Genomic DNA, 24,570 nt, shown 5'->3' with positions numbered 1-24,570 from the left:
CGTGCACTTGTGCTCGCTGTGCTACCGTCCGCTCATGCCTCCAGCTCAACGGCACCCCACGATGGCCGACGTCGCCGAGCGGGCCGGGGTCTCCGCCTCCACCGTTTCGCGCACGCTGCGCGGTCTGTCGACGGTCTCGCCCGAGGTCCGCGCGCGCGTCGAACGGGCCGCCCGCGAGCTGAACTTCGCGGTCTCCCGGCAGGCCGCCAGTCTCGTCACCGGCAAGACCGGGGTGGTGGCGGTGCTCACGCCCACGCTCAATTCCTGGTTCATCGGCTCGGCGGTCTCCACACTCGGGCCGCAACTGCGCGCGGCGGGCATGGACCTGCTCGTCTACGTCACCCCGGACATGACCGAGCGCGCCGACTTCTTCGAGCGGCTGCCGGCCCGCCGGAACGCCGATGCGCTGCTGGTCTTCTCCTTCGACCTCACCGAGGAGGAGACCGCGCGGCTGGACGACCTCCAGATGCCGGTGATCTACGTCAGCCAGCACGCCGACGGGTGCCCGAGCGTGTATGTCGACGATGTGGCCGGCGCGCGCCGCGGCACCCGGCATCTGCTCAATCTCGGGCACCGCCGTATCGCCTTCTTCCAGACGATCGGCGCCAGCGGATTCGCCTTCAGCTCCAACGAACGGCTCGTCGGCTACCAGCAGGCGCTCACCGAGGCGGGTGTCCCGTTGGACGACGATCTCGTGGTCGCGGCTCCCGTCGCCGACAAGCGCAGCATCGCGGAAGCCGTCGGTGAGCTGCTCAGCCTGCGGGACGCGCCCACGGCGATCTTCGCCGAGCAGGACGAACTCGCCGCCTCCATCATCTGGACGCTGCGCAAGTCACGTATCGACGTGCCGGAACGGCTCTCCGTCCTCGGCTTTGACGACCATCCGATCGCTGAATGGTCCAACCTCACCACGATCGCCCAGTCCCCCGAGGACATCGGCCGCGCCGCCGGCGAACTGGCCTGCTCCCTCGTCAACGACCCGGACACCGACCCGGCGCAGCACATCGTCCTGCCCACCCGGCTGATCCCCCGGGGCAGCACGATCCCACTGCCGGACGGCAGGGAGACGGCCGGCGGCGCGGGGGAGGCCGGGGCCTGACGACCGGCAAGGCCGTGCTCGCCCCGTCAAGGGTCCGCCGAAGAGGGCGCCACCACGGCCAAGACGGCCGGCCGGCGCCTTGAGTTCGTCCACTTCCACGCTCTTGACCATGCGGTCAACGCCAGATGCAGTTGACCGCTCGGTCAATAGCGGAGTGTCCGCGGTGAAACCGCTACCAGTAATGTCGTCGACCGCCGACCGCGTGCCCTACCGAGCCGAGAATCCACAGCACCGCGCCAATGACGAGCAGCACGATCCCGATCGTCCACAGGATGGCGATGCCGGTCAGGAAGCCGATGATCAACAAGATGACTCCGAGAACAATCACAGTGCTCTCCGATCTCGTATGCGTCTTCTCTCAGATTGGTCCCGCCCTTTGGTAAGGGCAACCGCTGGCGAATCGACGCCCGGTGCGGAGATGTCCGGCCAGTGGTGAGCGGGCGGTTCAGCCGTCCTGCGCCCGCTCCGCGTCGTGCCGCTCCTGCTCGGAGGTCACGGTCTCGTCGAGCTGCCGACGCTCGTGCCGGGCCCGTTCCCGGTCTTTCGGGGAAGCCTCGGTGACATCGAGGAAGATCTGGTGGGCCGTCGGCCACCTCTCCCCCATCTCCCGCTTCACCCGCACCAGCACCTCCTCGACCTCTTCGCTGTCCAGTCCGCCGACCAGATCGATCCGGGCCGCGACCAGCATCGAGCGGGGGCCCAGCCGCATGGTCTGCAGCCCCGTCACCGTGTCGATCTCCGGCTGCTGGTCGAGGAAGTGCCGCATCGCCTGACGCAGCGCCGGGTCGGCGGCCTCGCCGGTGATCGCCCCGCGCGACTCCGCGGCAAGCTGGTAGGCCACGAACATCAGCAGCACCCCGATGATCATCGATGCGCCGGCCTCCCATCCCACCTCCCCGGTGAGCATGTGCAGCCCCATGCCGGCCATGGCCACCAGCACACCGATACAGGCGGTGGAGTCCTCGGCCAGCACCGTGCGCAGCGCGGGATCGTCGCCCGCCCGGATCATGCCCAGCGTGCCGCGCCCGGCCGCCCGAGCCTGGCCGCGCACCTGAACCAGGGCGCGGACAAGGGAGCCCCCCTCGGCGATCAGGGCAACGGCGAGGACGATGAGCCCGGCCACATAGCCCGCGTGGCTCTCCGCACGGCCCGAGCGCAGCGCCTCGACGCCCTGGAAGAAGGAGAAGCAGCCGCCCATGACGAAGATTCCGACGGCGGCGAGCAGCGACCAGAAGTACCGCTCCTTCCCGTAGCCGAAAGGATGCCGACTGTCCGGAGCCCGCGTGCTGCGCTTGAGCGAGGCGAGCAGAAACAGTTCGTTGAGGCTGTCGGCGAGAGAGTGCGCCGCCTCGGAAAGCAGTGCGGGGGAAGCCGCGAAGAGCCCGCCGATCAGCTTGGCCACGGCGATGACCAGATTGGCGCCGAGGGCCACGAAGACCGTGACCGCGGTCTTGGCGTCCTTCTCACCCTTGTGGAGTTCCTGCCCGTCGTCCGTCAAGCGTCGCCTCCGGTGGTCGATCGGATAGCCCACATGAGCGTATTCACCCGTGGGCGGAGCCGCGCACACCCCGCGGCCGTGTTGCGCCGCTGTTCCAGCGCGACGCGGAGACGGGTCCGTCAGACGATGAGCAACCCCAGCAGGGTGACGCCCGCGAGGAACCAGGCCACATAGTCGCCCACATGCCCGGAGTGCAGCCGCCGCAGCGCGGTGGACCAGCGAGCCGGTTCACCTGTCGGCCGCCGTACGGCCAGCCATGCGAGCGTCACGGCCAGGGCGGTGGCCAGCAGGTCCCCCAGCACACCGGGCGTCGTCCAGTGCGGTGCGGGAGTGGGTGCGGGCTCCTCCGGCCGGTCGTGCAGCACGGCCGCGAGGTAGCCGCCGTGGTCGGTGAAGGCGTCGGCGGCCTGGCCCGCGCCGGTCCACAGGCCGGGGACCAGGCCGACCGCGAGCCCGCCGGCGAGCAGCAACGCGGGTACCACGAGCATGCTGTCCGGGATCCGCGACAGCCGGCCGCCCCGGGTCTCCGGTTCCTCCGCCTTCCCGGTCGTCTCCTCCGGGGCATCGGGCGGACGGGTGCCCAGGCCGAGGAACACCCGGGCTCCGGCCCGTAGCACGGCGCCGCCGGTCACCGCCGATACCAGGACGAACAGCGCGGTCGCCCAGCTGCTGGCCGCTTCCTCCACGACCGCTTTGCCGAGGCCGGTGCCGAACGGCGGCAGCCCGGCCAGTGCCAGGCCGCCCATCGCGAACATCACCGCCACCCAGGGCAGTTCGCGGCCCGCTCCGTGCAGCTGGTGCTCGTCGACGCTGCCGAACCGGTCCAGCAGGATCCCCGCGCAGGCGAAGAGCGCGGCCTTCACACCGGCATGGGCGAGGACGTAAAGGGCGACACCGCCGACTCCCTCCGGGGACAGCAACGCCAGGCCGATGAGGAACAGCCCCGTGTGCGCCACCGTGGAGTAGGCGAGCAGGCGCTTGAGATGACGCTGCTGCCAGCACAGCACCGCGCCCATCGCGGCCGTCAGCACCCCGAGGGTCAGCAGTGCCCGGTGCGCGTCGGGCGCCGGAAGGCCTCCGGGACCGGCGAACACCGTCCAGTAGACCCGGGCCGTACCGTAGAGACCCAGCTCGACCATCACCCCCGACAGCAGCATGCACACCGGTGTGGGCGCGACCGCATGGGCATCGGCCAGCCAGAAGTGGAACGGCACCGCGGCGGCCTTGACCAGCAGCCCGGTGACGACGAGCACGAACGCGGCGGCCGTCGGCGCGTCCGGGCCGCTACCGGGGTGGGCGTCCAGCGCACCACCGATCTGCGCCAGGCCGAGTTCGCCGGTGTGGGCGTAGAGCAGTCCGATGCCCAGCAACGTGGCGTATCCGCCGAGGGAGTTGACCACCCCGAACACCAGGGCACCCTGGACGGCGCGGGCCTCCTCGACGCGGTAACCGGTCAGCGCGTAGGCGACGACGCCCATCAGCTCGAAGAAGACGAAGGCGTTGAAGAGGTCCCCGGTGAGCACGAAACCGCACATGCCCGCCTGGAAGAGCAGCACCAGCCCGGGGAAGGAACCGGCATGGCGGCGCGGCGGTTCGTCGAAGTACCGCCAGGCGTAGGCCAGGGCGGCCAGTACCAGCAGCGAGACCAGTGTGGCGAGCCCGAGCCCGATGCGGTCGCCGACCAGCACGATGCCCACGCTCGCCCCGCCGTGCGGCCGCCAGCCGCCCACCCACTCCACGGGCCGCGCGGTGGACGAGGGGGTGGCGGCCGAGGCGTACAGGGCCAGCGCCGCGGTGGCCGCCGCGAAGAGGCACCCCAGGGTCTCGGCGAGGTACCGCGGCAGCCGCCGACCGGCCCCGACCAGCAGCGCCGCGCCGAACAGCGGGGTGGCGACGATCAGCGGCAGGACCTGCGCGACGGTCACCCCCGCAGCTCCGAGAGCTCGTCGGGGTCGACCGTCCGGTGCCGCTTGGCGACCTGGATGACCAGGGCGAGCAGCAGCGCGGTGACGGTCGCCCCGATGACGATGTCGGTGAGGGTGAGGGCCTGGACGACGGGGTCGACGACCGGGCGGGAGCCCGGGGCGAGGTCGGAGAAGACCGGGGCGGTGCCGCCGCGCCGGTAGCCGACGGTGAGCAGCAGCACATACGTCGAGGACTGGCATACCGCGAGACAACCCACCGCGTGCAGGAGATTGCGGCTGGTCACCAGCCCGTAGCAGCCGATCAGGAACAGCCACCCCGCGATCAGGTACGGCAGCACGCTCATGTCCCGGCCTCCGCCCGGTCGTCGCCCCGTCCGTTCTCGATCTCCACTGCCTGGTCCAGGAAGCGGGCCAGCAGCACGACGACCCCGGCCGCGACCTCCACGCCGATGGCGGCGTTGAGGAGCGGGACGGTGCCGCCGGAGGCGAGCGTGTTGAAGGTGCCGAGCGGAAGGAAGTTGGCGAGGAAGGCCGCCCCCACCAGCAGCCCGGCCGCGCCCACGAGGACATAGGCGGCCTCGCCCGCCGCGTCCGCCACCTCGTACCGGCCCACCGGCCTGATCCGCTCCAGCGCCCGGTAGTCCACCGCGAGGTAGAGCAGATGCAGCGCGGTCGCCACCACCACGCCGCCCTGGAAGCCGCCGCCCGGGCTGAGCTGGCCGTGCGCGACGACGTACAGGCCGATGAGGAGGGTGACCGGCAGCGCGAGCAGGGCGTAGCGGCGCACCGGTGGGGCGACCCCGGCCGGCTCGGGCGGCAGGCGGTGTTCGTCGCGGGTCTGACGGAGCAGGACCACGGTGCCCAGGACCGCGCCGAAGAGGATGGACTCCTCGCCGAGGGTGTCGAGGGCCCGCTGGTCGAAGTTGACCGAGGAGACGGTGTTGGCGGTGTGCCGGGCGAGCGCCGCCCGCACCGCCCGGTCGCCGTACGGATGCCAGCGCCCGCCGAAGGGGGGCAGACCCCAGCAGGCGACGGCGAAGAGCACGGCCGTGCCCAGCCCGCCGAGGGCCATGACGCACAGCCGCAACCGCATGCTCATGCCCGCTCCTCCCGGCGCTCGCTGCGCGCCCTGCGCCGTACCTTCCGTACGGTCAGCAGCACCATCAGCGGCGTCAGCACCGAGCCGACCGCCAGCTGGGAGAGCGCGACATCGGGGGCCTGCAACAACAGGAAGAGGGTGGCCAGCGCCAGCCCGAGCAGGGAGAGCAGGAAGGACTGGCGTACCGGGTCGCGGACCAGCACGGTCCCGGTCCCGGCCGCGGCCACCAGCAGCAGCCCGAGCAGCACGGGCAGGTCGTCAGCCATCGGGCGCCCCCTCAGCGGGCGCGGGCGGCCCGTCGTCCGCGGCGACGGCGGTCAGCGCGCGCCTGGCCACCCTGCTGCCCAGCACCAACAGCGCGCCGATCACCAGCAGTTTCAGCAGCGCTCGGCCGGGGCCGGCGGCGATGCCCAACGGCACCACCACCGCCGCCACCGCGCAGTAGTTCAGCCCGGTCGTCGCGAGCAGCGAGCGCGGCCGCGGCGGACCGGCGGCCAACCGGTCGGCGAGCAGCCGCACATAGAGCAGGGTGCCGGCCGGCCCCAGCACGCAGAGCACCAGCGCGGTGTCGACATAGGCGGTGCGGCCGAAGCCCTTGGCCAGTAGCAGGAAGACCAGTGCGAGGAGGGTGGTGGCCAGGTTCTGCGCGGGCACCCGCCGCCCGAGAGGCCCCGAGGCCGCGCCGTACGCGGCCGGGGTGACGCCGCACAGCAGCAGCGCCGTCCCCGCGGCGGTCCAGCCGTTCACCGGCCGCCGGCCGCGCGCCGCGCCCCGCGTGCCGCACCGGCGGCGATCAGCCCGGCCGCGGCGCCCACGATCCACTCCAGTGTGTCGACCGGGCCGATGAGCACGATCCACAGCAGTGTCAACGCCGCCCACCAGCCGATGAGTTCAGCGCTCGCCGCCAGCTGCCGGGTCACCGCGTACGCACCTCCTGCCGACCGGATCCCGGCCACAGGCTCACATGCGGGGCCGGGGCCGCCCCGTCACCGCGCCGCGCGTTACTCCGTCGGAGTGCGCGGCGCACGCGGCGGCCGGGGGTCTGCTGCGGGCGCACGCGCGGCTACCGGCAGTCGCCCGGCGTGATCCTGGGTGTGCCGTGAGCGAGCCATCGCGCGGCGACGCGGGGTGTCACGGGGGCCTACGGACCGCGACGCTCCTGGGGGACGCCCCAAGACTCCCCGCGAGATTGTTAAATATGCAAACAAATGCAGCATATACCATGTAATGGCGTCTTTGATCTGGCGCGGGCAGCATGCCGTCTCCGACATCGGAGCAGGAACATGGCCGCAGGTGAAGAGGGCGGGACGGCGCCGGGTCGGCGCCCGTCCAGCCGGAGGACCGGCGACAAGACCGCTCACAAGACCGCCGGGAAGAGCAGCGGTACACAGGGCGGCAGCCGGACGAGCGAGGACGGAACGAAGCGCGCGGCCCGCCGCGTTTCGGCATCGCAGGCCCTTCGGCGTGCGGCCCAGCAACTCCAGGAGCTGCTGGGCAAGGCGCCCGAATCCGTCTCCGCGGTGAAACCGACGGCGGACGGCTGGCAGGCGGACGTGGAAGTCCTGGAACTGGAACGCGTCCCCGGGACCACCAGCGTGATGGCGAGCTACCGGGTGACGTTGGACGAGGAGGGCGAACTGATGGCGTACGAGCGCACCCGCCGCTACACCCGGGGGCAGATCGACCCCCGCAGTTGAGGTGGCTGCGGGTGTCGCTCCGCCGCCGCGTTCGCCGGACGAGGAACACGGCCGCTCCACGAGCGGGGTGAGCCGGTGAAGGGAGGCACCGTGACTTTGGTGCCGCAGGGAGAAGGAACCATCGCCAGGGGCGGCCAAGGCGGCTCCGGCAACCTCTACGACGTGCTCGACCTGATTCTGGACCGCGGTCTGGTCATCGACGTCTTCGCCCGGGTGTCACTGGTGGGCATCGAGCTCGTGAAGGTCGACGCCCGCATCGTCGTGGCGAGCGTGGACACCTATCTGCGCTTCGCCGAAGCCTGCAACCGCCTCGACCTGGAAGCCGGGAACAAGAAGCCCAACGAGCTGACGGACATCGTCGGCGAAGTGACCGAGGGCGGCTCCCATGGCAAGGCCAAGGGCGCTCTGAGCGGAGCCGCGGAAGCGGTGACCGACGCCCTCAAGGGCAGGAGCGGGGACGACGAGAGCGACGAGGACGACGAAGGTCACGAGGAAGCCGAGGAGCGGCAGAAGGAGCCCGCCGGGAAGCGGGAGCGGCCGGCCCGTCGATCCGTGCGGCACCGGAAGGAATGAGCGATGTCCGTCTACGTCTACTCCATCGTCGCGATCACGCATCCACAACGCCTCGACGGCGTGGACGGCGTGGGTGATCCGCCCACCGCGCTGCGCACCGTGGCGGCCGGCGAACTGTCCGCCGTCATCAGCGACGCCCCCGAAGAGCTCCGGCCCAAACGACGCGACCTCGCCGCCCACCAGGCCGTCCAGGAACGGCTGATGGCCGACGGTACGGTCCTGCCCCTGCAGTTCGGCTTCATCGCCACGGACGAGGACGCGGTACGCGCGGTGCTGGAGGAGCGGGTCGAGCGGTTCACCGAACGGCTGCAGGCCCTTGAGCGCTGTGCCGAGTACCACCTGAAGGCCGCGCAGGACGAGGATGCCCTGCTGCGCCAGATCCTCCTGGACTCCGAACAGGCACGCGACCTCAACGAGCAGATCATCGGTGGCCTCGCCGGGCCCGACGCCTCGCTCGCCCTCGGTGAGTTGGTCGCCCAGGAAGTACAGGCCCGCCAGGACCGGCTCGCCACCTCGATCATCGAGGCGCTGCGCGGCCTCGCCCGCGAGGAGCGCGTGTCCGAGCCCACCGGCGACGACTTCCTGAATGTGTCGTTCCTGGTGGACGAGGACCACGCGGACCGCTTCCGCACCGCCGAGAAGGAGCTCGCCGACGACCTGGGCAGCGACTTCGACCTGCGGCTGCGCGGTCCGCTGCCCGCCTACAGCTTCGTCTAGGGAGTCCCCATGGGCCTGTTGACGCACCTCGCCACCCTTCCGCTGGCACCGGTACGGGGGGTGGCCTGGGTCATGGAACGGGTGGTCGAGGCCGCGGAGCGCGAGGCGTACGACCCCGGGCCCGTCGAGCGGGAACTCGCCGAGCTGGAGCGCCGGCTCCTGGCAGGCGAGATCGACGAGGAGACCTTCGACCGGCGCGAGGACGAACTGCTGGACCAGTTGGACGAGATCCGGGCCCACCGCCAGGGCACCGTGCCCGACCCGGGCACCGCGTCCGACCCGGGCACCGCGTCCGACCCGGGCATCGAGGAGAGCGGCCGTGAGTGAACCCGTTGCCAGGAGACTGGGCGACTACCCGTCCAGGGCGACCCAGTACGGCCAGGGCTCCTCGGCCAACCTCGCCGACATCCTGGAGCGGGTCCTGGACAAGGGCATCGTCATCGCCGGCGACATCCAGATCAACCTGCTGGACATCGAGCTGCTCACCATCAAGCTGCGGCTGCTGGTCGCCTCCGTCGACAAGGCCAAGGAGATGGGCATCGACTGGTGGGAGCACGACCCGGCCCTTTCGTCCCGGGCCTCCGACGGCTACCACTCACTCGCCGAGGAGAACAAGCGGCTGCGCGCCGAGATCGAGGAGCTGCGCGAGGGCGCCGAACTGCCGCCGGCCGAGGAGCGGCAGCGCACCTCGCGTGCCTCGAAGCCGTCGCGGACCACCGGCGGCAAGCGGACCAGCACCGACACCCGGGAGACGAAGCGGGACGAGCCATGACCGGCACCGTCAGCTATGCGTACGCCGTGGCACGGGACCCCGACGGCTCGTTGGAGGACGCGCTCGCCGGACTCCCGGGAGTGGCCGACGCACCGGTGCGGCTGGTGCGCACGGGGCAGGACGCCGACGTGGTCGTCGCGGTGAGCCCGGTGCCCGCGCAGGACTTCGAGGAGGACGCGCTGCGGGCCCATCTGGAGGACCTGGACTGGCTGGAGTCGGTCGCCCGCGCCCACCACAGGGTCATCGAGGCGCTGGCCGCCCGCACCACCGTCCTGCCGCTCCGGCTGGCCACCGTCTACCTCGACGACGAACGGGTGCGGCTGATGCTCGAAGACCGCCGGCAGGCGTTCACCGACCGGCTCCTGGCGCTGGACGCGCATGTGGAGTGGGGCGTCAAGATCTACGTCGAGGCGGCGGCCGAACAGCCCGACGAGCCTGCACCGGACACCGGCCTGAGCCCCGGCCGGGCCTACCTCAGCCACCGCAGAGCACAGCGGCACGCCCGCGACGACGCCTACCGTGAAGCCGAGCAGGCCGCCCGGCGGGTGGAGGACGCCGCGCGTGCCTACGCGGTCGACCGGGTCCAGCACCGGCCGCAGCAGGGCGAACTGGCCCGCGGCCCCGGCGAGAACGTCGTCAACGACGCCTACCTCGTCCCCCAGCGGCACGCGGAGGGATTCCGTACCGACGTGCTGCGGGTCGCCGAGGGGCTGCCCGGCGTACGCGTCGAGGTCACCGGGCCCTGGGCCCCGTACTCCTTCGCCACCCCCGCCGAAGCCGCACCGCTGAAGAGAGCTGCGCCGTGAGGGCCGCGGGCGGACCGCCGGCCACACCCGGGACGACCGCGGACGAGCCGCTGCCGGACCGGCAGATCGCGCTGATCGACCTGCTGGACCGGCTGCTCAGCGGCGGTGTGGTGCTCACCGGGGACATCGTCCTGTCCATAGCCGACATCGACCTCGTACGCATCTCGCTGCGCGCACTCATCGTCGCCATCAGCGAGGAGAACCCCGGCCCCTGGTCCGCCGCCCTCGCACCCGCCGGCGCGGCCCTGCGAGGCGGCCATGACGAGTGACGGGGCCGACCGCCGGCACGGCACCCGCTTCGACGACGTCGCCGATGCGGCGACCCGCGCCTTCCGACTGCTGCCCGCGGCGCCGCAGGACACCCTGCCCCCGCCCGGCGCGGCGCGGCACCGGCCCGCACACCGGGTCAGCACCGACCCCGACACCGTGGAACGGGACCTGGTCAAGCTCGTCCTCACCCTCGTCGAACTGCTGCGGCAGCTCATGGAGCGCCAGGCCCTGCAACGCGTCGACGCCGGCGACCTCACCGAGGAGCAGGAGGAACGGCTGGGGGCGACGCTGATGATCCTGCACAGCCGGATGGTGGAGCTCTGTGCGCGGTACGACCTGACCATGCAGGACCTCAATCTGGACCTCGGTCCGCTCGGCACCTTGCTGCCACCGTCCGAGTGACGACCGATGACCACCACACGTCAATGACCACCGAACGACGACGGACTCAAAACGGGAGCACACCATGGGTATCGGAAAGAAGACCAAGAACCTCGGCGAAATGGCCGGAGGGAAGGTCAAGGAAGTCATCGGAAAGGTGCGCGGAGACACACAAGTGGAACAGAAGGGAAAGGCCGAGCAGCTCAAGGGGAAGATGAAGCAGGCCGTGGAAAGGGGCAAGCACCCGTTCAAGCACTGATCAGGTCAAGCACTGATCAGGTCAAGCACTAATCAGGCCGGGGCGGAAAGACGGAGGAGGTGGAGGAGGCGGAAGAGGCGGAACTGCCCTCAGGGGGACCGCGGGCGTCAGGCGGGAAGCGGTCCTCGGGCGGGAGCGGGCCCAGGCGAGAGCGGGCCCGTCACTCCTCTTCGTCTTCTTCGTCTTCGTCGGCCTCCTCCTGCTCGCCGTTCCCGCCGTCTTCCTCCTCCTCGTCCTCCTCGTAGCCCTCCTCGTCCTCGTAGCCCTCCGCGTCCTCGTCCCCCTCCCCTTCCTCCTCCATGGCCTCTTCGTGGGTCCGTACGACCTCGCCGTCGCGCACCTCACCGCGCCAGCCCTCCGGCGCCTCGTCCGCGAACGTCACGTAACGCTGGAAGTGCTTGAAGTCCAGCCGCAGCCGCCGGCCCTGGGCACGCCACAGATTCCCGGTCTTCTCGAAGAACCCCGACGGGTAGTACTCGACGACCAGCACGATGCGGGTGAGATTGGGCGCCAGTTCGTGGAAGCTGACCGCACCACGGGTCGACCCCTTGCTGCCTTCGGACGTCCAGACGATGCGGTCATCCGGTATCTGCTCCTGGACGGTCGCCTTCCAGCTCCGCGTCGACGGGCCGACCTTCACCTTCCAGTCACTGGCCGTCTCGTCGTTCACCGACACATTGCGGACGCCCTTGGTGAAGCTGCTGAACTTGTCGTACTGGGTCCAGTAGTCGTAGGCGGTGCGCAACGACACACCGACATCGAGCACTTCGACGATATTGGTGACCTTCGGGCTCCCCGAGCCGCTTCCCTTTCCACCGCCCAGGGCATCCTTCGCCTTCTCCACCACCTTGTCCTTGACGTCCTTCGCCTTTCCGGTCAGCACGGCCTTGATGGGGGAATCCCCCTTGAGCAGGCCGGCTCCGATGGAGGACAGTGACCCGCCGTTCTCGGCGACGTCGGTGAGCTGCTCCGTCACATCACCCAGCTTGTCGCCGGCACGTTCGGCCAGATTCCCGGCCCACGCCGTGAGGAAGTCACCGAGCTCCTCGCGGAGTCGCTCGACCCCCGAGTCCACGTTGCCCTGTTCGGTCTTGGCCATGCCCGGTCACCTCCGGCCCGTAGCGCGCGACGTCGTCTTCCTGGTGGTCTTCTTGGCGGATTTTTTGGCGGACTTCTGGGTGGTCTTTTTGGCCGGCCGCTGAGCCGTTTTCTTTGCGGCCCGTCCGGTGGATTTCTTCGCGGGCGACTTGGTCGTCTTCTTCGCTGTCCGCTTCGTACTCTTCTTCGCGGGAGCCTTCTTTGCCGCGGCCTTCTTGGCCGGAGCCTTCTTCGCCGTGCTCTTCTTCGCGGGAGCCTTCTTCGCGGCGGCCCTCTTGACCGGCGCTTTCTTGGCCGGAGCCTTCTTCGCGGCGGTCTTCTTCGCGGCGGTCTTCTTGGCCGGGCGTTTCTTCGCCGCGGCTTTCTCGGGTGCGGCCTTCTTGGCCGGTTTCTTCTTCGCGGGAGCCTTCTTCCGCGCGGCGGGTTCGGCCGACGGCCGCCGCCGGGCCGCCTTCGCCGGCTCCGCCCGCTCTGTGCGCCGGCGGCCGCGGCGGCGCGGCCGTTCCTCGGCCTCTTCCTCGGGCTCCTCGGCCTCTTCCTCAGGCTCCTCCGCCTCCGGCTCTTCTTCCTCCTCCTCGGGCTCCTCTTCCTCCTCCACGCCCTCCTCGTACTCCTCCTCAGGCCCGCCTTCCTCCTCGTACTCCCCCTCTTCGCCCTCGCCCTCCTCGTACTCCCCTTCTTCGCCCTCTTCCTCCTCTTCCCCCTCTTCTTCCTCCTCCGGCGCCCCACCGCGTTCGAGCAGGCTGGTGCGGTCGTGAAGCGAATCGGCGAGTTCGGTCAGACGGCGATTGGCGGCGGTCGCCAGGGCCTTCCGGCCGGCGTCCATGACCTCGCCGCGCAGCTGCTCCCCCAGCTCCGTGACCTGGGGAAGCTCGCCGAGCCGCCGTACGCCCTCGGCCAGTAGCTGGCGCGGTTGCAGTCCGAACTGCCGCCCGGCGACATAGGAGGCGGCCGTGAGAGCGAACCGGCCCTTCTTCGTTCGGCCCAGTACGTACCCACCGGCCAGTGCTGCGGCGAGCATGATCTTGGTTCCGTCGTTCATGGATGCGTTACCTTCTCCCGGCGGTGCTGCCGATCGGCGCCTCCCTTCCAGAGTGATGCGTGTGGCGACCTGCGCATCTTGAGCGGCCCGAAGGTGGGGATCCGGGACGTTAGGCCAAATGAGTGAACGGCTCCGGGAAGGGCCCTGGTCGGGCTCTTCCCGGAGCCGTTGAGTTTCCGAGAGGGACGCGGTCACCGGTCGGACGACGGTCATCGGCCGGCGTTCGTCCGGCTACTTGTAGTAGCGGTTGTCCTCGACGTCGACCACTGGTGCGCCAGGGGAGGGCGGCTGGGTACGCCGCCGCTTGAGGATGCTCACGTACGCCGCCAGGCCGATGACGCCGACGGCCATCAGAATGACGCCCACAAGGTCGAGGTTGACTCCGGCCATGTGCCAGTCCACCGCGAAGGTGAGGACGGCTCCCACCGCGAGCAGACCGATGCACCCGCCGATACCCATCGTGTCAGCCTCCGTAACTGGTGTGCCCATTGCTTCCGTTGCGGATCGCCTACCCGCAAGCGGGCGGCTTACCCGGCTCCGGCGGCCTCCCGCACCTCCTCGGCGACCTCCCGGTCCAGCGCCGCGCGCACCAGCGCCGAGGCGAAAGCGGCCGCCTCGTCCGTCGTGACCAGCCGCGCGAGCTTCGTACGGTCGCCCGGTAGCCCCAGCCGCTCCGCACCCTGTACGGCCTTCGGATCGAGAAACGGAGCGAACTCCGTCCAGACTCCCTGCACCTCGCGCAGGAAAATGGCGGATCCCGTAGGCCCGATGCCCGGCAGTTTCTGCAGCGCCCGGCGCAGCTCACCGGCATCGTCGCCGGCCGCCTCCCGCAGCCTCCGCAGATCGCCGCCGCATTCGCCCAGCAGCAGCTCGGCCCCCTCCCCCAGCCGGGTGGCGGTGCTCTCGTCATAGCGCCGGTAGCCGCCCTCGCCGAGCGCGTCCACGCGCTGCTGCCAGGTGGCGTCGAGCATCCGGCGCGGGGTGCTCATCCCACCGCCGAACAGGGCCCTCGCCGACGCGACGGCCACCGAGGCGCGGATCCGCGTACTGAGCAGATCGGCCAGCACCAGGAGCTGGTAGAGCGGCTGCGGGGTGTTCCGCAGCTTGATGCCGCACTCTTCGGCATAGGTCTCGCCATACCGGTCCAACAGGGCCCGGACCAGGGCTCGTTGCCTACTTCCCGCTTTCATGGCCGCTCTCCTCGACATGCGACGGTGCGGTGCGGTCCGTCGTACGGTGGATGGAACGCTCTTCCCTTTGGACGGAGGACGACATGACAGTGCCGCCACCCCCAGGGCCGGCCGGCCCCACCCGCCCGGATCCGGTCCCGCCCACACCAGGGCCGGAACCCGGCCCGCTGGGTCCGCAGCCGGGCCCCGGTCCCGGACCGGTCCCCGCACCCGGCCCCGACCCGGTGCCACCGCCCCCTCCACGCCCCGAACCGGATCCCGTGCCGCCCAACCCGGCGCCCCCGACGCCAGGTCCCACGCCCGGCCCGGCCCCCGATCCGCGCCCCGCCCCGCACACCGGACGGCCGGGCACCGCTCTGCCCGGCCGTCCGGCGCGCCCGCACGCCGCCCGGGCCCCCGACGTCATGCATGGCGACGGGCCGCCTTGAGGCAGCGGATCATTTCCTCGGCGTACGGCAGTGCCACACACAGGCCCACACCGAGCCCGAACCCGGCCAAGTACCGGGCGGGCAGCGGCGACGACTTGGGCAGCAGCTTCCAGTCGTCGGCGTCCCGGGCACCGCGGAGGAGGCGGCGGACCTGGTCGGCATGGAGCGTTCCCAGGAACGCCAGGGCCGTGAGCGGCAGCACTTCGAGGAAGCTGTGGATGTGCTGCTCCAAGGGGCGGACCTCCCGCTCCTCAACGGCCGTTCTCACGTCCCACAGCGCTGTGGCGCCGTGTGCCAGTGCCGCCCATCACCGACAGCACGAGCGGATTGACCCTGGCCAGCAGCCCCAGCGCGACCGGCACCCCGGCCTCCGCCATCATCAGCGCATGGAGCGCCGACTCGCGCACCCCGGTGGTGGACTCGATACGGGTACGCCGATGCATGGTCCAGTCAGCCACCGACGGGACGAACCACAGCGGCAGCACGCCGTACATCAGGAAGCGGCGGTTGACGCTCTCCACATCCATGGCCCCGACCGGGACGGAGAGGTCGGGCGGCCAACGCCAGGTTCGCCAAGCACGGGCGATGCGATGCCGCGTCATGTCTCGTCCTCCAGGCGGATGACCTTCTTGAGGTCCTCGGCGGCTTGGCCGTCCTTCTTCTCGTGCTCTTCCAGCAGGGCTGTGGCCAGGGCGTCCAGCTTGCGCTGGATGGCGTGTTCGGCGCGCAGCTCGGAGTTCTTCAGCAGCGCGAGGAGAAGGAGGGTGACCGCCGTCATGGCATCGCCCGCCAGCAGTTGCCACTCCACGGAGAGCCGCGCGAGGTGGACGGCCACATAGAGGGCGACCAGTGCCAGGCAGACGACGAAGAAGGCGGGGGAGCTGGTGAACAGCGATGCCTTCTCGGCCAGCTCGGCGAAGCGGCCCCGCCGCTCGCCGCCTCGGCTAGCGGGGTGACGAAGAGCCATGGGTACCGCCGTTGTCCTTCAGCTCGTGCGGGGTCAGCCGTTGCTCCGTTCGGGGGAACGCGTCGGGCTCCTGGCTCTGGACGACGTCGCCGACCGGGCCGCTCTCCGGCAGCCTCGGCTGCTCCTCGGGACGGGGCGGGCCGGGCTCATCGGCCTTGAGGCGCCGCCCCCAGGCGAAGGCGGCGAGCAGCACGGCGACCAGGGCGACACCCCCGACGACGAGGAGTACTTCACTCGCCCCGGGGGGAGCGGCCAGCTGTTCGGACAGGTCCGGATTCGATGCAGCCACAGTCACGGTCACGGTCACAGTCTCCTTCCAGGTCGGCCGCCCCACGAGGCGAGCGCCACGTGTGCCGGGCAGATCGGCCCTTGCCATGCGTCCTTGCTGCGCGGTCCTTGCTCTGCGGTCCCTGCTATGCGGTCCCCGTCGTGCCGCGTGGCAGCCGGGCCACCTCGGGCGACTCGGTGTCCAGCGGCACCGACCAGGGGGCGACCAGGCCGAGACCGACGCCCTGGCGGGGCAGCACGGCGTCCAGGAGCCAGTCGGCGGCCACCCGGACGCGGTTGCCGGGCATCGCCAAGAGGTGGTAACCGCGCGTCACTGCGCCGGCAAGCGGGCCGGAGATCGGCAGGTGCAGGGGGTTGGCGGCGGCCTGGATCCCGCCGAGATCGACCATGAAGCCCAGGTCGTGGTGTTCGTAGGCGCGCGGGGCGCCCCTGCCGCAGGAGGCCGCGACGTTGCGGGCCGCGACCCTGCCCTGCCGCTGGGCGTGCTGAGCGGTCATCGGCGTCACCTCGCCCGGACGGGTCAGATCCGGTACGGCCGCGGCGTCACCGCAGGCGAACACCTCGGGTCGCCCAGGGACGTTCAGGTACTCGTCGACGCACAGCCGCCCCTTGTCCGTGGGCAGTCCCAGGGAGGCGACCAGCGGGTCGGGGCGTACGCCCACGCACCAGATCAGCGAGCGGCTGGCGATGAACCCACCGTCGTCGAGCAGCACCCCGTCCGCCGTCGCCTCCTTGACGGAGGTCCCGGTACGAACGTCCACCCCGCGGGCGCGCAGCACCCGGTCGGCGGTGCGGGACAGCCGCGCGTCGAGTCCCGGCAGCAGCCGGTCGGCGACGTCCAGCAGCAGCCAACGCGGCCGGGGTCCCTCCCGCAACCGGGCGTTCTGACGGGCCAGCGCCTGGGTGTACAGCACGCCGTGGGCGGCGACCTCGGTTCCGGTGTACCCGGCGCCGACCACCACGAAGGTGGACCTGGCCGCCCGTTCGTCCTCGTCGTCGGACGCACCGGCCAGCTCGATCTGGCGGGTCATGTGGTCGCGCAGGTACAGCGCCTCGGGCATCCCCCGGAAGCCGTGGGCGTGCTCGGCGACACCGGGGACGGGCAGCAGCTTGTTGACGCTGCCGACGGTGAGCACCAGCCGGTCGTACGACAGGGCCCCTTCCCGGTCCTCGGCGTCGGTGTAGGCCACCCGGCGGGCATCGAGGTCGACGTCGTGGGCCTGCCCGAGGACCAGGCGGACATCCGGCAGGGTGCCGGTCAGCGACACCGACACCCGGCGCGGTTCGAGGATTCCGGCCGCCACTTCGGGCAGCAACGGGACGTACAGAAAGTAGTCGAGGGGGTTGAGCAGCACGATCTCGGCGGCTCCCTTGGCCAGCCGGGAGAGCGTGCGGGCACAGTGGTAGCCGGCGAAACCGGCTCCGACGATCACGATCCGAGGGCGACGTCGCGTCACGTGGCCTCCTGCGGTCGAGGGTGTGTCGAGTCAGGAGCAGGGGCGCTCCTTGGGAGGTACTCCTGCCACCTTGCTCCTGAAGGCGTCGCGTGCCCGTTGGCGGGCTTGTTACTCAACCAACCGGGCAAAGGGACGCACCGCCACCCGGACGCCGGAGCGTACGGCGCCGCCCAGCGGGTACGCCCGCCCGCATGGACACCACGGACAGCGACATGGACACGGTGCGCGCGGGCCGCCGGACCGTGCGCATCCACCGGCCGGACAAGGTGCTGTTCCCCGCCGACGACCTGACCAAGGCCGACGTCGTCGGCTACTACCGCCAGGTGGCCGCCGCGATGATCCCGCAGCTCCGCGGCCGGCCGCTGATGCTGGAACGGCTTCCCGAGGGGCTGGACGGCCCGCACTTCATGCAGAAGGACACCCCCGACCACTACCCCGACTGGATCCGCCGGGCGGAGGTCGGCAAGGAAGGCGGCACCGTCACGCACCCGGTCTGCGACGACAAGGCCACCCTGCTCTTCCTCGCCGACCAGGCCTGCCTCACCCTGCACCGCTGGCTGTCCCGCGCCGGGCGGCCCCACCACCCTGACCGGCTGGTGTTCGACCTCGACCCGCCCGGCTCCGACTTCGAGCCGGTGCGCGAGGCCGCGCGGGCGCTCCTCGGGCTGCTCGACGAACTCGGACTGCCGACCGCGCTGATGACCACGGGGTCGAGAGGACTGCACGTCATCGTTCCGCTGGACGGCAAGGGCGACTTCGACGCGGTGCGCGGCTTCGCCCGGGACGCGGCGGAGGTGCTGGCGCAGCGGCACCCGGACCGGCTCACCACGGCCGTGCGCAAGAAGGCGCGCGGCGAGCGGCTCTACCTCGACGTGCAGCGCAACGGCTATGCGCAGACGGCCGTCGCCCCCTGGTCGCTGCGGGCGAAGCCGGGTGCCCCGGTCGCCGCGCCGATCAGCCACCGGCAGCTCGACGATCCCCGACTCACCGCGCGGCGTTGGTCGTTGAGGGAGGTGGCGGGCGTCCTGGAGCAGGCGCGGTCGAAGCCGTGGTCCGAGGTGCCGAGCCGCGGGCGGTCCCTGCACACGGCCCAAAAGCGGCTCGACAAGCTGCGCTGACCTGCGCCGCCCGGCGCGCGGCCTCGCCCTGCCCCGTGCCCGCCTTCGCGAACTCAGCCGGTCCAGGTCCAGTCGGCGATCTCTGGCAGATCGGTGCCGTGCTCGCGGATCCAGGCGTGGTGACGGTTGCGCACGTCCGCCATCTCCTGGCGCAGTGCGACGGCGCGGACGCCGAGGCCCGGCACCCGGTCGATCACGTCCATCACCAGCCGGTACCGGTCGAGGTCGTTGCGGACGACCATGTCGAAGGGCGTGGTGGTGGTGCCCTCCTCCTTGTAGCCGCGGACGTGCATACCGTGGTGGCCCGTGCGGCGGTAGCAGAGCCGATGGATCAGCCAGGGGTAGCCGTGGTAGGCGAAGATGACGGGCTTGTCGGGGGTGAACAGGGCGTCGTACTCGAAGTCCGGCATGCCGTGCGGGTGTTCCCCGGCCGGCAGCAGCCGGGCCATGTCGACGACGTTGACCACCCGAACCGCCAGCTCCGGCAGGTGCCGGCGCAGCAGACCGGCGGCGGCCAGCGTCTCCTGGGTGGGGACGTCCCCGGCGCAGGCGAGCACCACGTCCGGGTCGTGGCTGCCGCCCTCGGTACCGGCCCACTCCCACACACCGGCGCCGCGTGCGCAGTGCGCCCGGGCCTCGTCGAGGGTGAGCCAGTCGAAGGTCGGCTGCTTGCCGGCCACGATCACATTGACGTAGTCGCGGCTGCGCAGCACGTGATCGGCCACCGACAGCAGGGTGTTGGCGTCCGGTGGCAGGTAGACCCGGACCACCTCGGGGCTCTTGTTGAGGACGTGGTCGACGAAGCCCGGGTCCTGGTGGGAGAAGCCGTTGTGGTCCTGCCGCCAGACGTGCGAGGTGAGCAGGTAGTTCAACGAGGCGATGGGGCGCCGCCAGGGCAGCCGACGTGCGGTCCGCAGCCATTTGATGTGCTGGTTGACCATCGAGTCGACGATGTGGGCGAACGCCTCGTAACTGGAGAAGAGCCCGTGCCGGCCGGTCAGCAGATAGCCCTCCAGCCATCCCTGGCACAGGTGCTCGGAAAGCACCTCCATGACCCGGCCGTCCCGTGCGAGATGCTCGTCGGTGGGGAGCGTCTCGGCCTGCCAGGCCTTGCCGGTGGCGTCGTAGAGCGCCTGCAGTCGGTTCGACGCGGTCTCGTCGGGGCCCATGACCCGGAAGTCGCGGCGCTCGGCGGTGGCCGCCATGACCGCCTCCAGCAGCCCGCCCAGCACCCGGGTCGGCTCGTGCAGCGCACTGCCGCGCTTGTCGACCTCCACGGCATGCCGCTCCAGCGGCGGCAGCGGCAGGTCACACACCAGCAGGCCCCCGTTGGCGTACGGCGAGGCACCCAGTCTCCGCGTCCCTTCGGGTACGCAGGCGAGCACGTCGGGCCCTGGCCGGCCCTGCGCGTCGAACAGCTCCTCCGGCCGGTACGAGCGCAGCCAGTCCTCCAGCTGCCGCAGATGCTCCGGGTCGTCGCGGACGCCGGCCAGTGGGACCTGGTGCGATCGCCAGGTGCCCTCGACCGGCTGCCCGTCGACCTCGCGCGGCCCGGTCCAGCCCTTGGGCGTCCGCAGCACGATCATGGGCCAGCGGGGGCGCTCCGTCGCGCCGTCGGTACGCGCCCGGCGCTGGATGTCCATGATCCGGTCCACCGCGTGGTCCATGGCGGCGGCGAGCTCCTGGTGCACCGCGGCGGGGTCGTCTCCGGCGACGTGCAGCGGCTCATGGCCGTAGCCGCGCAGCAGGGCGCTCAGCTCGTCCTGCGGCAGCCGGGCGAGCACCGTCGGGTTGGCGATCTTGTAGCCGTTCAGGTGCAGGACGGGCAGCACCGCTCCGTCGTGCACCGGGTCGAGGAACTTCGTGGCGTGCCAGGACGCGGCCAGCGGCCCGGTCTCCGCCTCCCCGTCCCCGACCACGCAGGCGACCAGCAGCCGCGGATTGTCGAACGCCGCACCGTAGGCGTGCGCGAGCGAGTAGCCCAGCTCACCGCCCTCGTGGATCGATCCCGGCGTCTCCGGCGCGACATGGCTGGGGATCCCGCCGGGGAACGAGAACTGCCGGAACAGCCGCGCCATGCCCGCTGCGTCCCGGCCGACGTCCGGGTACGTCTCGGAGTACGTGCCGTCCAGCCAGGAATTGGCCACCACCGCGGGCCCGCCGTGCCCCGGGCCCCATACGCACAGCGCGTCCAGCTCGCGGGCCTTGATGACGCGGTTGAGGTGGGTGTGCACCAGGTTCAGGCCCGGCGAGGTGCCCCAGTGGCCCAGCAACCGCGGCTTGATGTGCTTGGGGCGCAGTGGCTCCGTCAGCAGCGGATTGGCCATCAGGTAGATCTGCCCGACGGACAGATAGTTGGCCGCTCGCCAGTGCGCGTCCAGCCTTCGCAGCTCGTCCGCGTCGAGCGGCCCCGCCGCCGACGGGGCGGGGCCGGTCCCCGCCGTTGTCCGGGGGTGCACGTCGGGCATGCTCGTCTCCTCACCGAGAGGGGTGTGCAGATGCGATCACAGCTCGCGCGGCGCGGGCAGCGGTTCGGCTTCCGCCCGGTGCGGGAACGGCGCTCGGCGGTCGCACCGATCTGGAGGGGCGCGATCTCCGTGAGCCGACGTCCACCTGGCGAACATGCGCCATTCCTCCCACCTTGCGATGACGGCGGAGCGCAGGCAACCGGTGTCGGCCGGTCAGCTCGCTTCAGTCCGGCGGCTCGGGGGACGGGTTCTCGTCGGGTCGGGCACCGGGCGGCTCCTCCCGGCCGGGACCCGGCACCCCCGGTTCGGGTCCGGCGGGAACCGGGTCACGCGGCAGCGGATCGGGCGCGCGGGGCACGGGGCCCGGGCCGTCCGGTACGGGCTCCGTAGCCAGGGCGACCAGGGCGCTCGTGTCAGTCAGGGCAGTCGTAGCAGTCATGGCATTCATGGCAGTCATGGCGCTCTCCTTCCTCACCGTCGCGCTCGGTATTCCCCCCGGCCGGTTCGATCTCCAGGCCCGCGCAGGCGTGCCTCCGCATGCGGGGTCCTGCGGAGCATGCGCACCTCAGGACCTGTGTGCCTTGCCGTCGCCAGGATCAGTAGTCCTTGAGCCGGAAGGCGACGACCTTCTTGAGGACCCTCGCGAAGTCTCCCTCCTCGTGCCTGGGGAGCACCTCGGTCAGGTCCGATTCCGCTGCGCGCTGTTGCTGCATGTGGGCTCGGGCGACCAGGGCGATTTCCTGGTTCGCGGCCACGAAGTCGCGCAACTCCCGTTCGTACGCGGCGAAGGCGGCGTGGTGGTCGCCGGCCGCGTCCCGCAGCTCGCCCGCCAGGACATACGCGGCGGCCATGGCCATGGTGGTGCCCTGGCCGGAGGAGGGTGAGGCGCAGTAGCCCGCGTCGCCGAGGAGAGCGACCCGGCCGCGGGACCAGGAGTCCATGTGGATCTGCGCCACGGAGTCGAGGTGGAAGTCGGGGGCGTCCCACATCTCCTTCAGCAGCTGCGGCATCTCCCAACCGGCATCCGCGTACTCGCGGGCCACCAGGCGCTTCTGCTCCATGACGTCGCGGGGGAGGAACCGGGCGGGCGGCTGGTCCGACTCGACGCCGATGAAGACGCGTGCCTCGGTGTTGTCCCGGACACTCATCACCATCGCGCCCCACTGATCGCCGTCCCGCATGCGGTAGACCACTTCCCAGCGGTCCAGACCGAGGTGGTTCGGTGCCGACCACACGCCCAGGTAGCTGCCCAGGTGGCGGAGGTAGTCCTCCTCGGCGCCGAAGACGAGCCGCCGGGTGTGGGAGTGCACCCCGTCGGCACCGACGACCAGGTCGAAGGTGCGGGCGGTGCCACTGCGGAAGACGACCCGGACTTCCTGGTCGTCCTGCTCAAGGGTGGCGATGGAGTCGTCGAAGAGATACTCGATCTCGTCGCCGCCCGCGGTGAACAGGATCTGCGCCAGGTCGTCACGCAGGATCTCGACGTCGGGGCTGTCTATCTGCCCACCGCTGACAGTGTGCTCGGTGCTCCTGGACAGTTCGTTGCCGTCGTCATCGACGACCGACATCCCGCGCAGGGCGGTGCTCTGGCGGCGTATCTCCTCCAGTACGCCCATGCGCTCGGCCACTTCCAGCGCCGGGCCTCGGACGTCGATCGCCTGCCCGCCGGGCCGCAGACCGGCGGCCCGCTCCACCACCGTGACGTGGAACCCGTACCGGTTCAGCCAGTAGGCAAGGGTGGGGCCGCCGATGCTGGCGCCGGAGATCAGGACGCGCATGCCCTTGGGGTGCTTCGTTTCGCGGCTCGTGGACACTGCGGGCTCCTCATCAGTCTGCGGACTTCGGTACGTCCGAGACTGGCCGACGACACCGACGAGGCAGCGACGAGGCACCGACAGGGCGGTGACAGCGCCGACAGGGCGCTGACAAGTGCGGGCAGCTGTGGGGGTGGGCTACGGCCTCACCCCCGTGGCGCCACCGTCACCGTGACCCGCCCGGAGGCGCCCGGCTCCGTCCGCACCCGGACCGTGCCCCGCTCCCCCGCCGGCACGGTACGCGGCCAGGCCACCCCCGGACCACGCACCGACACCCGCCATCCCGCGGGGGTGGGCGGAGCGGACAGCTCACTGACGCCGGGCCGGCCCGGAGAGTCGTAGACGAGGCGGAAGGTGCGCGCCGCGGGGTCGTAGCCCTGCTCGCGCACCGTGCCTGCGACGGCAGGGGCATAGGGACGCGCGGTCTGCTCCTTGTTGGCGTGGAAGCGGCCGTCCTCGCCGACGGCGCAGTACCCGCCTCCGTAGCACCAGACATAGCCCGCCCAACCGGAGCTGTAGCGGTCGAGGGAGGCGAGGGCATCACCGTAGAAGCGCGCCATGTTGGGCAGCGCGCTGTTGCGGGGGCCCCACTCGCCGATGACGACCGGTATGTGCTGGGCGCTCGGGTAGCGGGTGACGGTGTTCTCGTAGGCCTCGATCCAGCGCGCCGAGGGGTCGTAGTCGCCGCCCGCTTCCATGGTGGCGTTGTAGAAGTGCGGTGCGTAGACGACCCTGGGGTCGTCGATCCGGCCGAGGCCCGTGGGCAGGCCCTCGCCGACGATCGGGGTCGGTTCGACGAAGAGCCTGCTGTGGCGGTCGGCCGTGCGGATGGCGTCCGCGATCCGGTTGTACATCGGGGTCAGCTGCTCGGACTCGATGCGGTGGGCGGCCGACGGAAGGTCCTCGCCCTCGCGGAGCCGCCCCATGGGCTCGTTGATCAGGTCGTACCCGAACACGGCGGGGTGGTGGGCCAGGCGCCGGGCGAGCACCTGCCACATGCGGGCCTGCGCTCGCTGGAGGTCCCGGTCCTGGTAGAGGTGCTCGAAGGCCGCCTGCACGGCGGGTTCGAAGTACTCCGCGAACCAGTCCTCCGAGTGCGGGGTGAAGGGCAGCCCGTCGGTGCGGGTGGCCCACTCGGGAATGCCGCGATGGCCGAACTCGGGGCCGAAGACGTCCTGGTGGGCGTCGATGACGACCTGGATGCGCCAGCGGTGGGCCCAGTCCAGGATCCGCTCCATCTTCCGGAGATAGCGCGCGCTGTAGTGGCCGGGTCGCGGCTCCAGGTCGTCCCAGAAGACCAGCAGGCGCGCGAAGTCGAGCCCCTGGTCGTGCATGTCGCGGAAGTGCCGCTCGGTGACGGCGCTGAGCGCGTCGGCGCCGCGGTGCGTCTTGTCCTCGACGTTCCAGCCGCGCAGGGTGAGCGTGCGCCCGCGGTCGTCGGTGAGCGGCGGCGGTGACGGCGGCGCGTCCGCTCGTGCCGCGGCCGGGGAGAGCAGCGCGAAGACGGCGGCGAGGGCTGCTCCCGCCCTGAACGTGAACCCGCACCCGGCCATGGTCCCCCCACGCTGCACGCCGACACGCCCTGTCGAACGGATGTCCGTCGG

30 protein-coding genes and 1 pseudogene are annotated in these 24,570 nt (G+C 71.2%); 11 read left to right on the top strand and 20 right to left on the bottom strand.

All coding sequences use genetic code 11. The features are described 5' to 3' along the window. Nucleotides 1-34 precede the first annotated feature (34 nt). A complete protein-coding gene (locus ACZ5XZ_RS02190; protein ID WP_468973672.1) occupies nucleotides 35-1,099 on the top strand; it encodes a LacI family DNA-binding transcriptional regulator in 1,065 nt (354 codons plus the stop codon). A 172-nt stretch (nucleotides 1,100-1,271) separates the two neighbouring features. Here the strand turns inward: ACZ5XZ_RS02190 and ACZ5XZ_RS02185 are convergent, their stop codons facing one another. The 8 genes from ACZ5XZ_RS02185 to ACZ5XZ_RS02150 all read right to left on the bottom strand — a co-directional run bounded on the left by ACZ5XZ_RS02185 (nucleotide 1,272) and on the right by ACZ5XZ_RS02150 (nucleotide 6,541). Beyond that, nucleotides 1,272-1,427, bottom strand: a complete 156-nt coding sequence (locus ACZ5XZ_RS02185) for a DUF6131 family protein (protein WP_468973670.1) — start codon at nucleotides 1,425-1,427, stop codon at nucleotides 1,272-1,274. A gap of 117 nt (nucleotides 1,428-1,544) precedes the next feature. Then, nucleotides 1,545-2,597 carry a cation diffusion facilitator family transporter gene (locus tag ACZ5XZ_RS02180; protein ID WP_468973668.1) on the bottom strand — a complete coding sequence of 351 codons (1,053 nt, stop codon included), beginning with the start codon at nucleotides 2,595-2,597 and terminating at the stop codon, nucleotides 1,545-1,547. Between the two features lie 119 nt (nucleotides 2,598-2,716). Then, the gene (locus ACZ5XZ_RS02175) at nucleotides 2,717-4,522 is read right to left on the bottom strand and encodes a complex I subunit 5 family protein (protein WP_468973666.1); all 1,806 of its coding nucleotides are present in this window, start codon (nucleotides 4,520-4,522) and stop codon (nucleotides 2,717-2,719) included. Then, a complete protein-coding gene (locus tag ACZ5XZ_RS02170) occupies nucleotides 4,519-4,866 on the bottom strand; it encodes a sodium:proton antiporter (protein ID WP_468973664.1) in 348 nt (115 codons plus the stop codon). The genes ACZ5XZ_RS02175 and ACZ5XZ_RS02170 overlap by 4 nt, the downstream gene beginning before the upstream one ends. Next, nucleotides 4,863-5,621 carry an MnhB domain-containing protein gene (locus ACZ5XZ_RS02165; protein ID WP_468973662.1) on the bottom strand — a complete coding sequence of 253 codons (759 nt, stop codon included), beginning with the start codon at nucleotides 5,619-5,621 and terminating at the stop codon, nucleotides 4,863-4,865. The genes ACZ5XZ_RS02170 and ACZ5XZ_RS02165 overlap by 4 nt, the downstream gene beginning before the upstream one ends. After that, entirely contained in the window at nucleotides 5,618-5,887 is a 270-nt protein-coding gene (locus tag ACZ5XZ_RS02160; protein WP_384426397.1) for a hydrogenase subunit MbhD domain-containing protein, read from the bottom strand. Before ACZ5XZ_RS02160 ends, ACZ5XZ_RS02165 begins: the two co-directional genes overlap by 4 nt. Continuing rightward, complete coding sequence (locus ACZ5XZ_RS02155) at nucleotides 5,880-6,368, bottom strand: monovalent cation/H+ antiporter complex subunit F (RefSeq protein ID WP_468973660.1); 489 nt, start codon at nucleotides 6,366-6,368, stop codon at nucleotides 5,880-5,882. Before ACZ5XZ_RS02155 ends, ACZ5XZ_RS02160 begins: the two co-directional genes overlap by 8 nt. Further along, on the bottom strand, nucleotides 6,365-6,541 hold the full coding sequence (locus ACZ5XZ_RS02150) for a hypothetical protein (RefSeq protein WP_468973658.1): 177 nt from the start codon (nucleotides 6,539-6,541) through the stop codon (nucleotides 6,365-6,367). Before ACZ5XZ_RS02150 ends, ACZ5XZ_RS02155 begins: the two co-directional genes overlap by 4 nt. Before the next feature lie 363 nt (nucleotides 6,542-6,904). Here ACZ5XZ_RS02150 and ACZ5XZ_RS02145 point away from each other — a divergent pair, with 363 nt between their 5' ends. The 9 genes from ACZ5XZ_RS02145 to ACZ5XZ_RS02105 all read left to right on the top strand — a co-directional run bounded on the left by ACZ5XZ_RS02145 (nucleotide 6,905) and on the right by ACZ5XZ_RS02105 (nucleotide 11,096). Further along, nucleotides 6,905-7,318, top strand: coding sequence for a gas vesicle protein GvpO (locus ACZ5XZ_RS02145; RefSeq protein WP_468973656.1), 414 nt, complete (start codon nucleotides 6,905-6,907; stop codon nucleotides 7,316-7,318). A gap of 90 nt (nucleotides 7,319-7,408) precedes the next feature. After that, nucleotides 7,409-7,891 (top strand): gas vesicle structural protein GvpA, encoded by a 483-nt coding sequence (locus ACZ5XZ_RS02140; protein ID WP_468973654.1) that lies wholly within the window; start codon nucleotides 7,409-7,411, stop codon nucleotides 7,889-7,891. Between the two features lie 3 nt (nucleotides 7,892-7,894). Then, on the top strand, nucleotides 7,895-8,608 hold the full coding sequence (locus ACZ5XZ_RS02135; RefSeq protein WP_468973652.1) for a GvpL/GvpF family gas vesicle protein: 714 nt from the start codon (nucleotides 7,895-7,897) through the stop codon (nucleotides 8,606-8,608). A 9-nt stretch (nucleotides 8,609-8,617) separates the two neighbouring features. Continuing rightward, nucleotides 8,618-8,935 carry a gas vesicle protein GvpG gene (locus ACZ5XZ_RS02130; protein ID WP_468973650.1) on the top strand — a complete coding sequence of 106 codons (318 nt, stop codon included), beginning with the start codon at nucleotides 8,618-8,620 and terminating at the stop codon, nucleotides 8,933-8,935. Continuing rightward, a complete protein-coding gene (locus ACZ5XZ_RS02125) occupies nucleotides 8,928-9,380 on the top strand; it encodes a gas vesicle protein (RefSeq protein WP_468973649.1) in 453 nt (150 codons plus the stop codon). Before ACZ5XZ_RS02130 ends, ACZ5XZ_RS02125 begins: the two co-directional genes overlap by 8 nt. Then, nucleotides 9,377-10,186, top strand: a complete 810-nt coding sequence (locus ACZ5XZ_RS02120) for a GvpL/GvpF family gas vesicle protein (RefSeq protein ID WP_468973647.1) — start codon at nucleotides 9,377-9,379, stop codon at nucleotides 10,184-10,186. Before ACZ5XZ_RS02125 ends, ACZ5XZ_RS02120 begins: the two co-directional genes overlap by 4 nt. After that, nucleotides 10,183-10,455 carry a gas vesicle protein gene (locus tag ACZ5XZ_RS02115; RefSeq protein WP_384426381.1) on the top strand — a complete coding sequence of 91 codons (273 nt, stop codon included), beginning with the start codon at nucleotides 10,183-10,185 and terminating at the stop codon, nucleotides 10,453-10,455. Before ACZ5XZ_RS02120 ends, ACZ5XZ_RS02115 begins: the two co-directional genes overlap by 4 nt. Continuing rightward, nucleotides 10,445-10,858, top strand: a complete 414-nt coding sequence (locus tag ACZ5XZ_RS02110; protein WP_468973645.1) for a gas vesicle protein K — start codon at nucleotides 10,445-10,447, stop codon at nucleotides 10,856-10,858. Before ACZ5XZ_RS02115 ends, ACZ5XZ_RS02110 begins: the two co-directional genes overlap by 11 nt. A 64-nt stretch (nucleotides 10,859-10,922) precedes the next feature. Next, nucleotides 10,923-11,096, top strand: coding sequence for a CsbD family protein (locus ACZ5XZ_RS02105; RefSeq protein WP_468973643.1), 174 nt, complete (start codon nucleotides 10,923-10,925; stop codon nucleotides 11,094-11,096). Between the two features lie 160 nt (nucleotides 11,097-11,256). Here the strand turns inward: ACZ5XZ_RS02105 and ACZ5XZ_RS02100 are convergent, their stop codons facing one another. The 8 genes and pseudogenes from ACZ5XZ_RS02100 to ACZ5XZ_RS02065 all read right to left on the bottom strand — a co-directional run bounded on the left by ACZ5XZ_RS02100 (nucleotide 11,257) and on the right by ACZ5XZ_RS02065 (nucleotide 17,542). Next, nucleotides 11,257-12,195 (bottom strand): SRPBCC family protein, encoded by a 939-nt coding sequence (locus tag ACZ5XZ_RS02100; RefSeq protein WP_468973641.1) that lies wholly within the window; start codon nucleotides 12,193-12,195, stop codon nucleotides 11,257-11,259. Nucleotides 12,196-12,201: 6 nt separating this feature from the next. Further along, entirely contained in the window at nucleotides 12,202-13,236 is a 1,035-nt protein-coding gene (locus tag ACZ5XZ_RS02095; RefSeq protein WP_468973639.1) for a histone protein, read from the bottom strand. 231 nt (nucleotides 13,237-13,467) lie between these two features. Continuing rightward, nucleotides 13,468-13,695, bottom strand: coding sequence for a DUF6458 family protein (locus ACZ5XZ_RS02090; RefSeq protein WP_468973637.1), 228 nt, complete (start codon nucleotides 13,693-13,695; stop codon nucleotides 13,468-13,470). A 68-nt stretch (nucleotides 13,696-13,763) separates the two neighbouring features. Further along, nucleotides 13,764-14,426, bottom strand: a complete 663-nt coding sequence (locus ACZ5XZ_RS02085; RefSeq protein WP_468973636.1) for an endonuclease — start codon at nucleotides 14,424-14,426, stop codon at nucleotides 13,764-13,766. 402 nt (nucleotides 14,427-14,828) lie between these two features. Continuing rightward, a pseudogene (locus ACZ5XZ_RS02080) lies at nucleotides 14,829-15,381 on the bottom strand (diguanylate cyclase). Between the two features lie 71 nt (nucleotides 15,382-15,452). Next, on the bottom strand, nucleotides 15,453-15,821 hold the full coding sequence (locus ACZ5XZ_RS02075; protein WP_468973634.1) for a low affinity iron permease family protein: 369 nt from the start codon (nucleotides 15,819-15,821) through the stop codon (nucleotides 15,453-15,455). Then, complete coding sequence (locus ACZ5XZ_RS02070; protein WP_468973632.1) at nucleotides 15,799-16,122, bottom strand: DUF6479 family protein; 324 nt, start codon at nucleotides 16,120-16,122, stop codon at nucleotides 15,799-15,801. The genes ACZ5XZ_RS02075 and ACZ5XZ_RS02070 overlap by 23 nt, the downstream gene beginning before the upstream one ends. Before the next feature lie 112 nt (nucleotides 16,123-16,234). Further along, nucleotides 16,235-17,542: an NAD(P)/FAD-dependent oxidoreductase gene (locus ACZ5XZ_RS02065; RefSeq protein ID WP_468974159.1), complete on the bottom strand. Its 1,308-nt coding sequence runs from the start codon at nucleotides 17,540-17,542 to the stop codon at nucleotides 16,235-16,237. A 215-nt stretch (nucleotides 17,543-17,757) separates the two neighbouring features. Between ACZ5XZ_RS02065 and ligD the strand changes: the two genes are divergently transcribed. Further along, complete coding sequence (ligD, locus tag ACZ5XZ_RS02060) at nucleotides 17,758-18,684, top strand: non-homologous end-joining DNA ligase (protein ID WP_468973630.1); 927 nt, start codon at nucleotides 17,758-17,760, stop codon at nucleotides 18,682-18,684. Nucleotides 18,685-18,737: 53 nt separating this feature from the next. Here ligD and ACZ5XZ_RS02055 read toward each other — a convergent pair whose 3' ends face one another. From ACZ5XZ_RS02055 to ACZ5XZ_RS02040, 4 genes are all read right to left on the bottom strand, one after another. Beyond that, on the bottom strand, nucleotides 18,738-21,152 hold the full coding sequence (locus ACZ5XZ_RS02055; RefSeq protein WP_468973628.1) for a phosphoketolase family protein: 2,415 nt from the start codon (nucleotides 21,150-21,152) through the stop codon (nucleotides 18,738-18,740). A gap of 223 nt (nucleotides 21,153-21,375) precedes the next feature. Continuing rightward, a complete protein-coding gene (locus ACZ5XZ_RS02050; RefSeq protein WP_468973624.1) occupies nucleotides 21,376-21,591 on the bottom strand; it encodes a hypothetical protein in 216 nt (71 codons plus the stop codon). A gap of 157 nt (nucleotides 21,592-21,748) precedes the next feature. Next, nucleotides 21,749-22,966: an FAD-dependent monooxygenase gene (locus ACZ5XZ_RS02045; RefSeq protein ID WP_468973622.1), complete on the bottom strand. Its 1,218-nt coding sequence runs from the start codon at nucleotides 22,964-22,966 to the stop codon at nucleotides 21,749-21,751. Between the two features lie 146 nt (nucleotides 22,967-23,112). Next, nucleotides 23,113-24,519 carry a cellulase family glycosylhydrolase gene (locus ACZ5XZ_RS02040; protein WP_468973620.1) on the bottom strand — a complete coding sequence of 469 codons (1,407 nt, stop codon included), beginning with the start codon at nucleotides 24,517-24,519 and terminating at the stop codon, nucleotides 23,113-23,115. Between the last annotated feature and the right edge of the window lie 51 nt (nucleotides 24,520-24,570).

Source organism: Streptomyces sp. NPDC033270, from assembly GCF_055576575.1.
The sequence above is the reverse complement of the archived record's forward strand: the minus strand, read 5'-3'. Positions and strand labels throughout refer to the sequence as shown.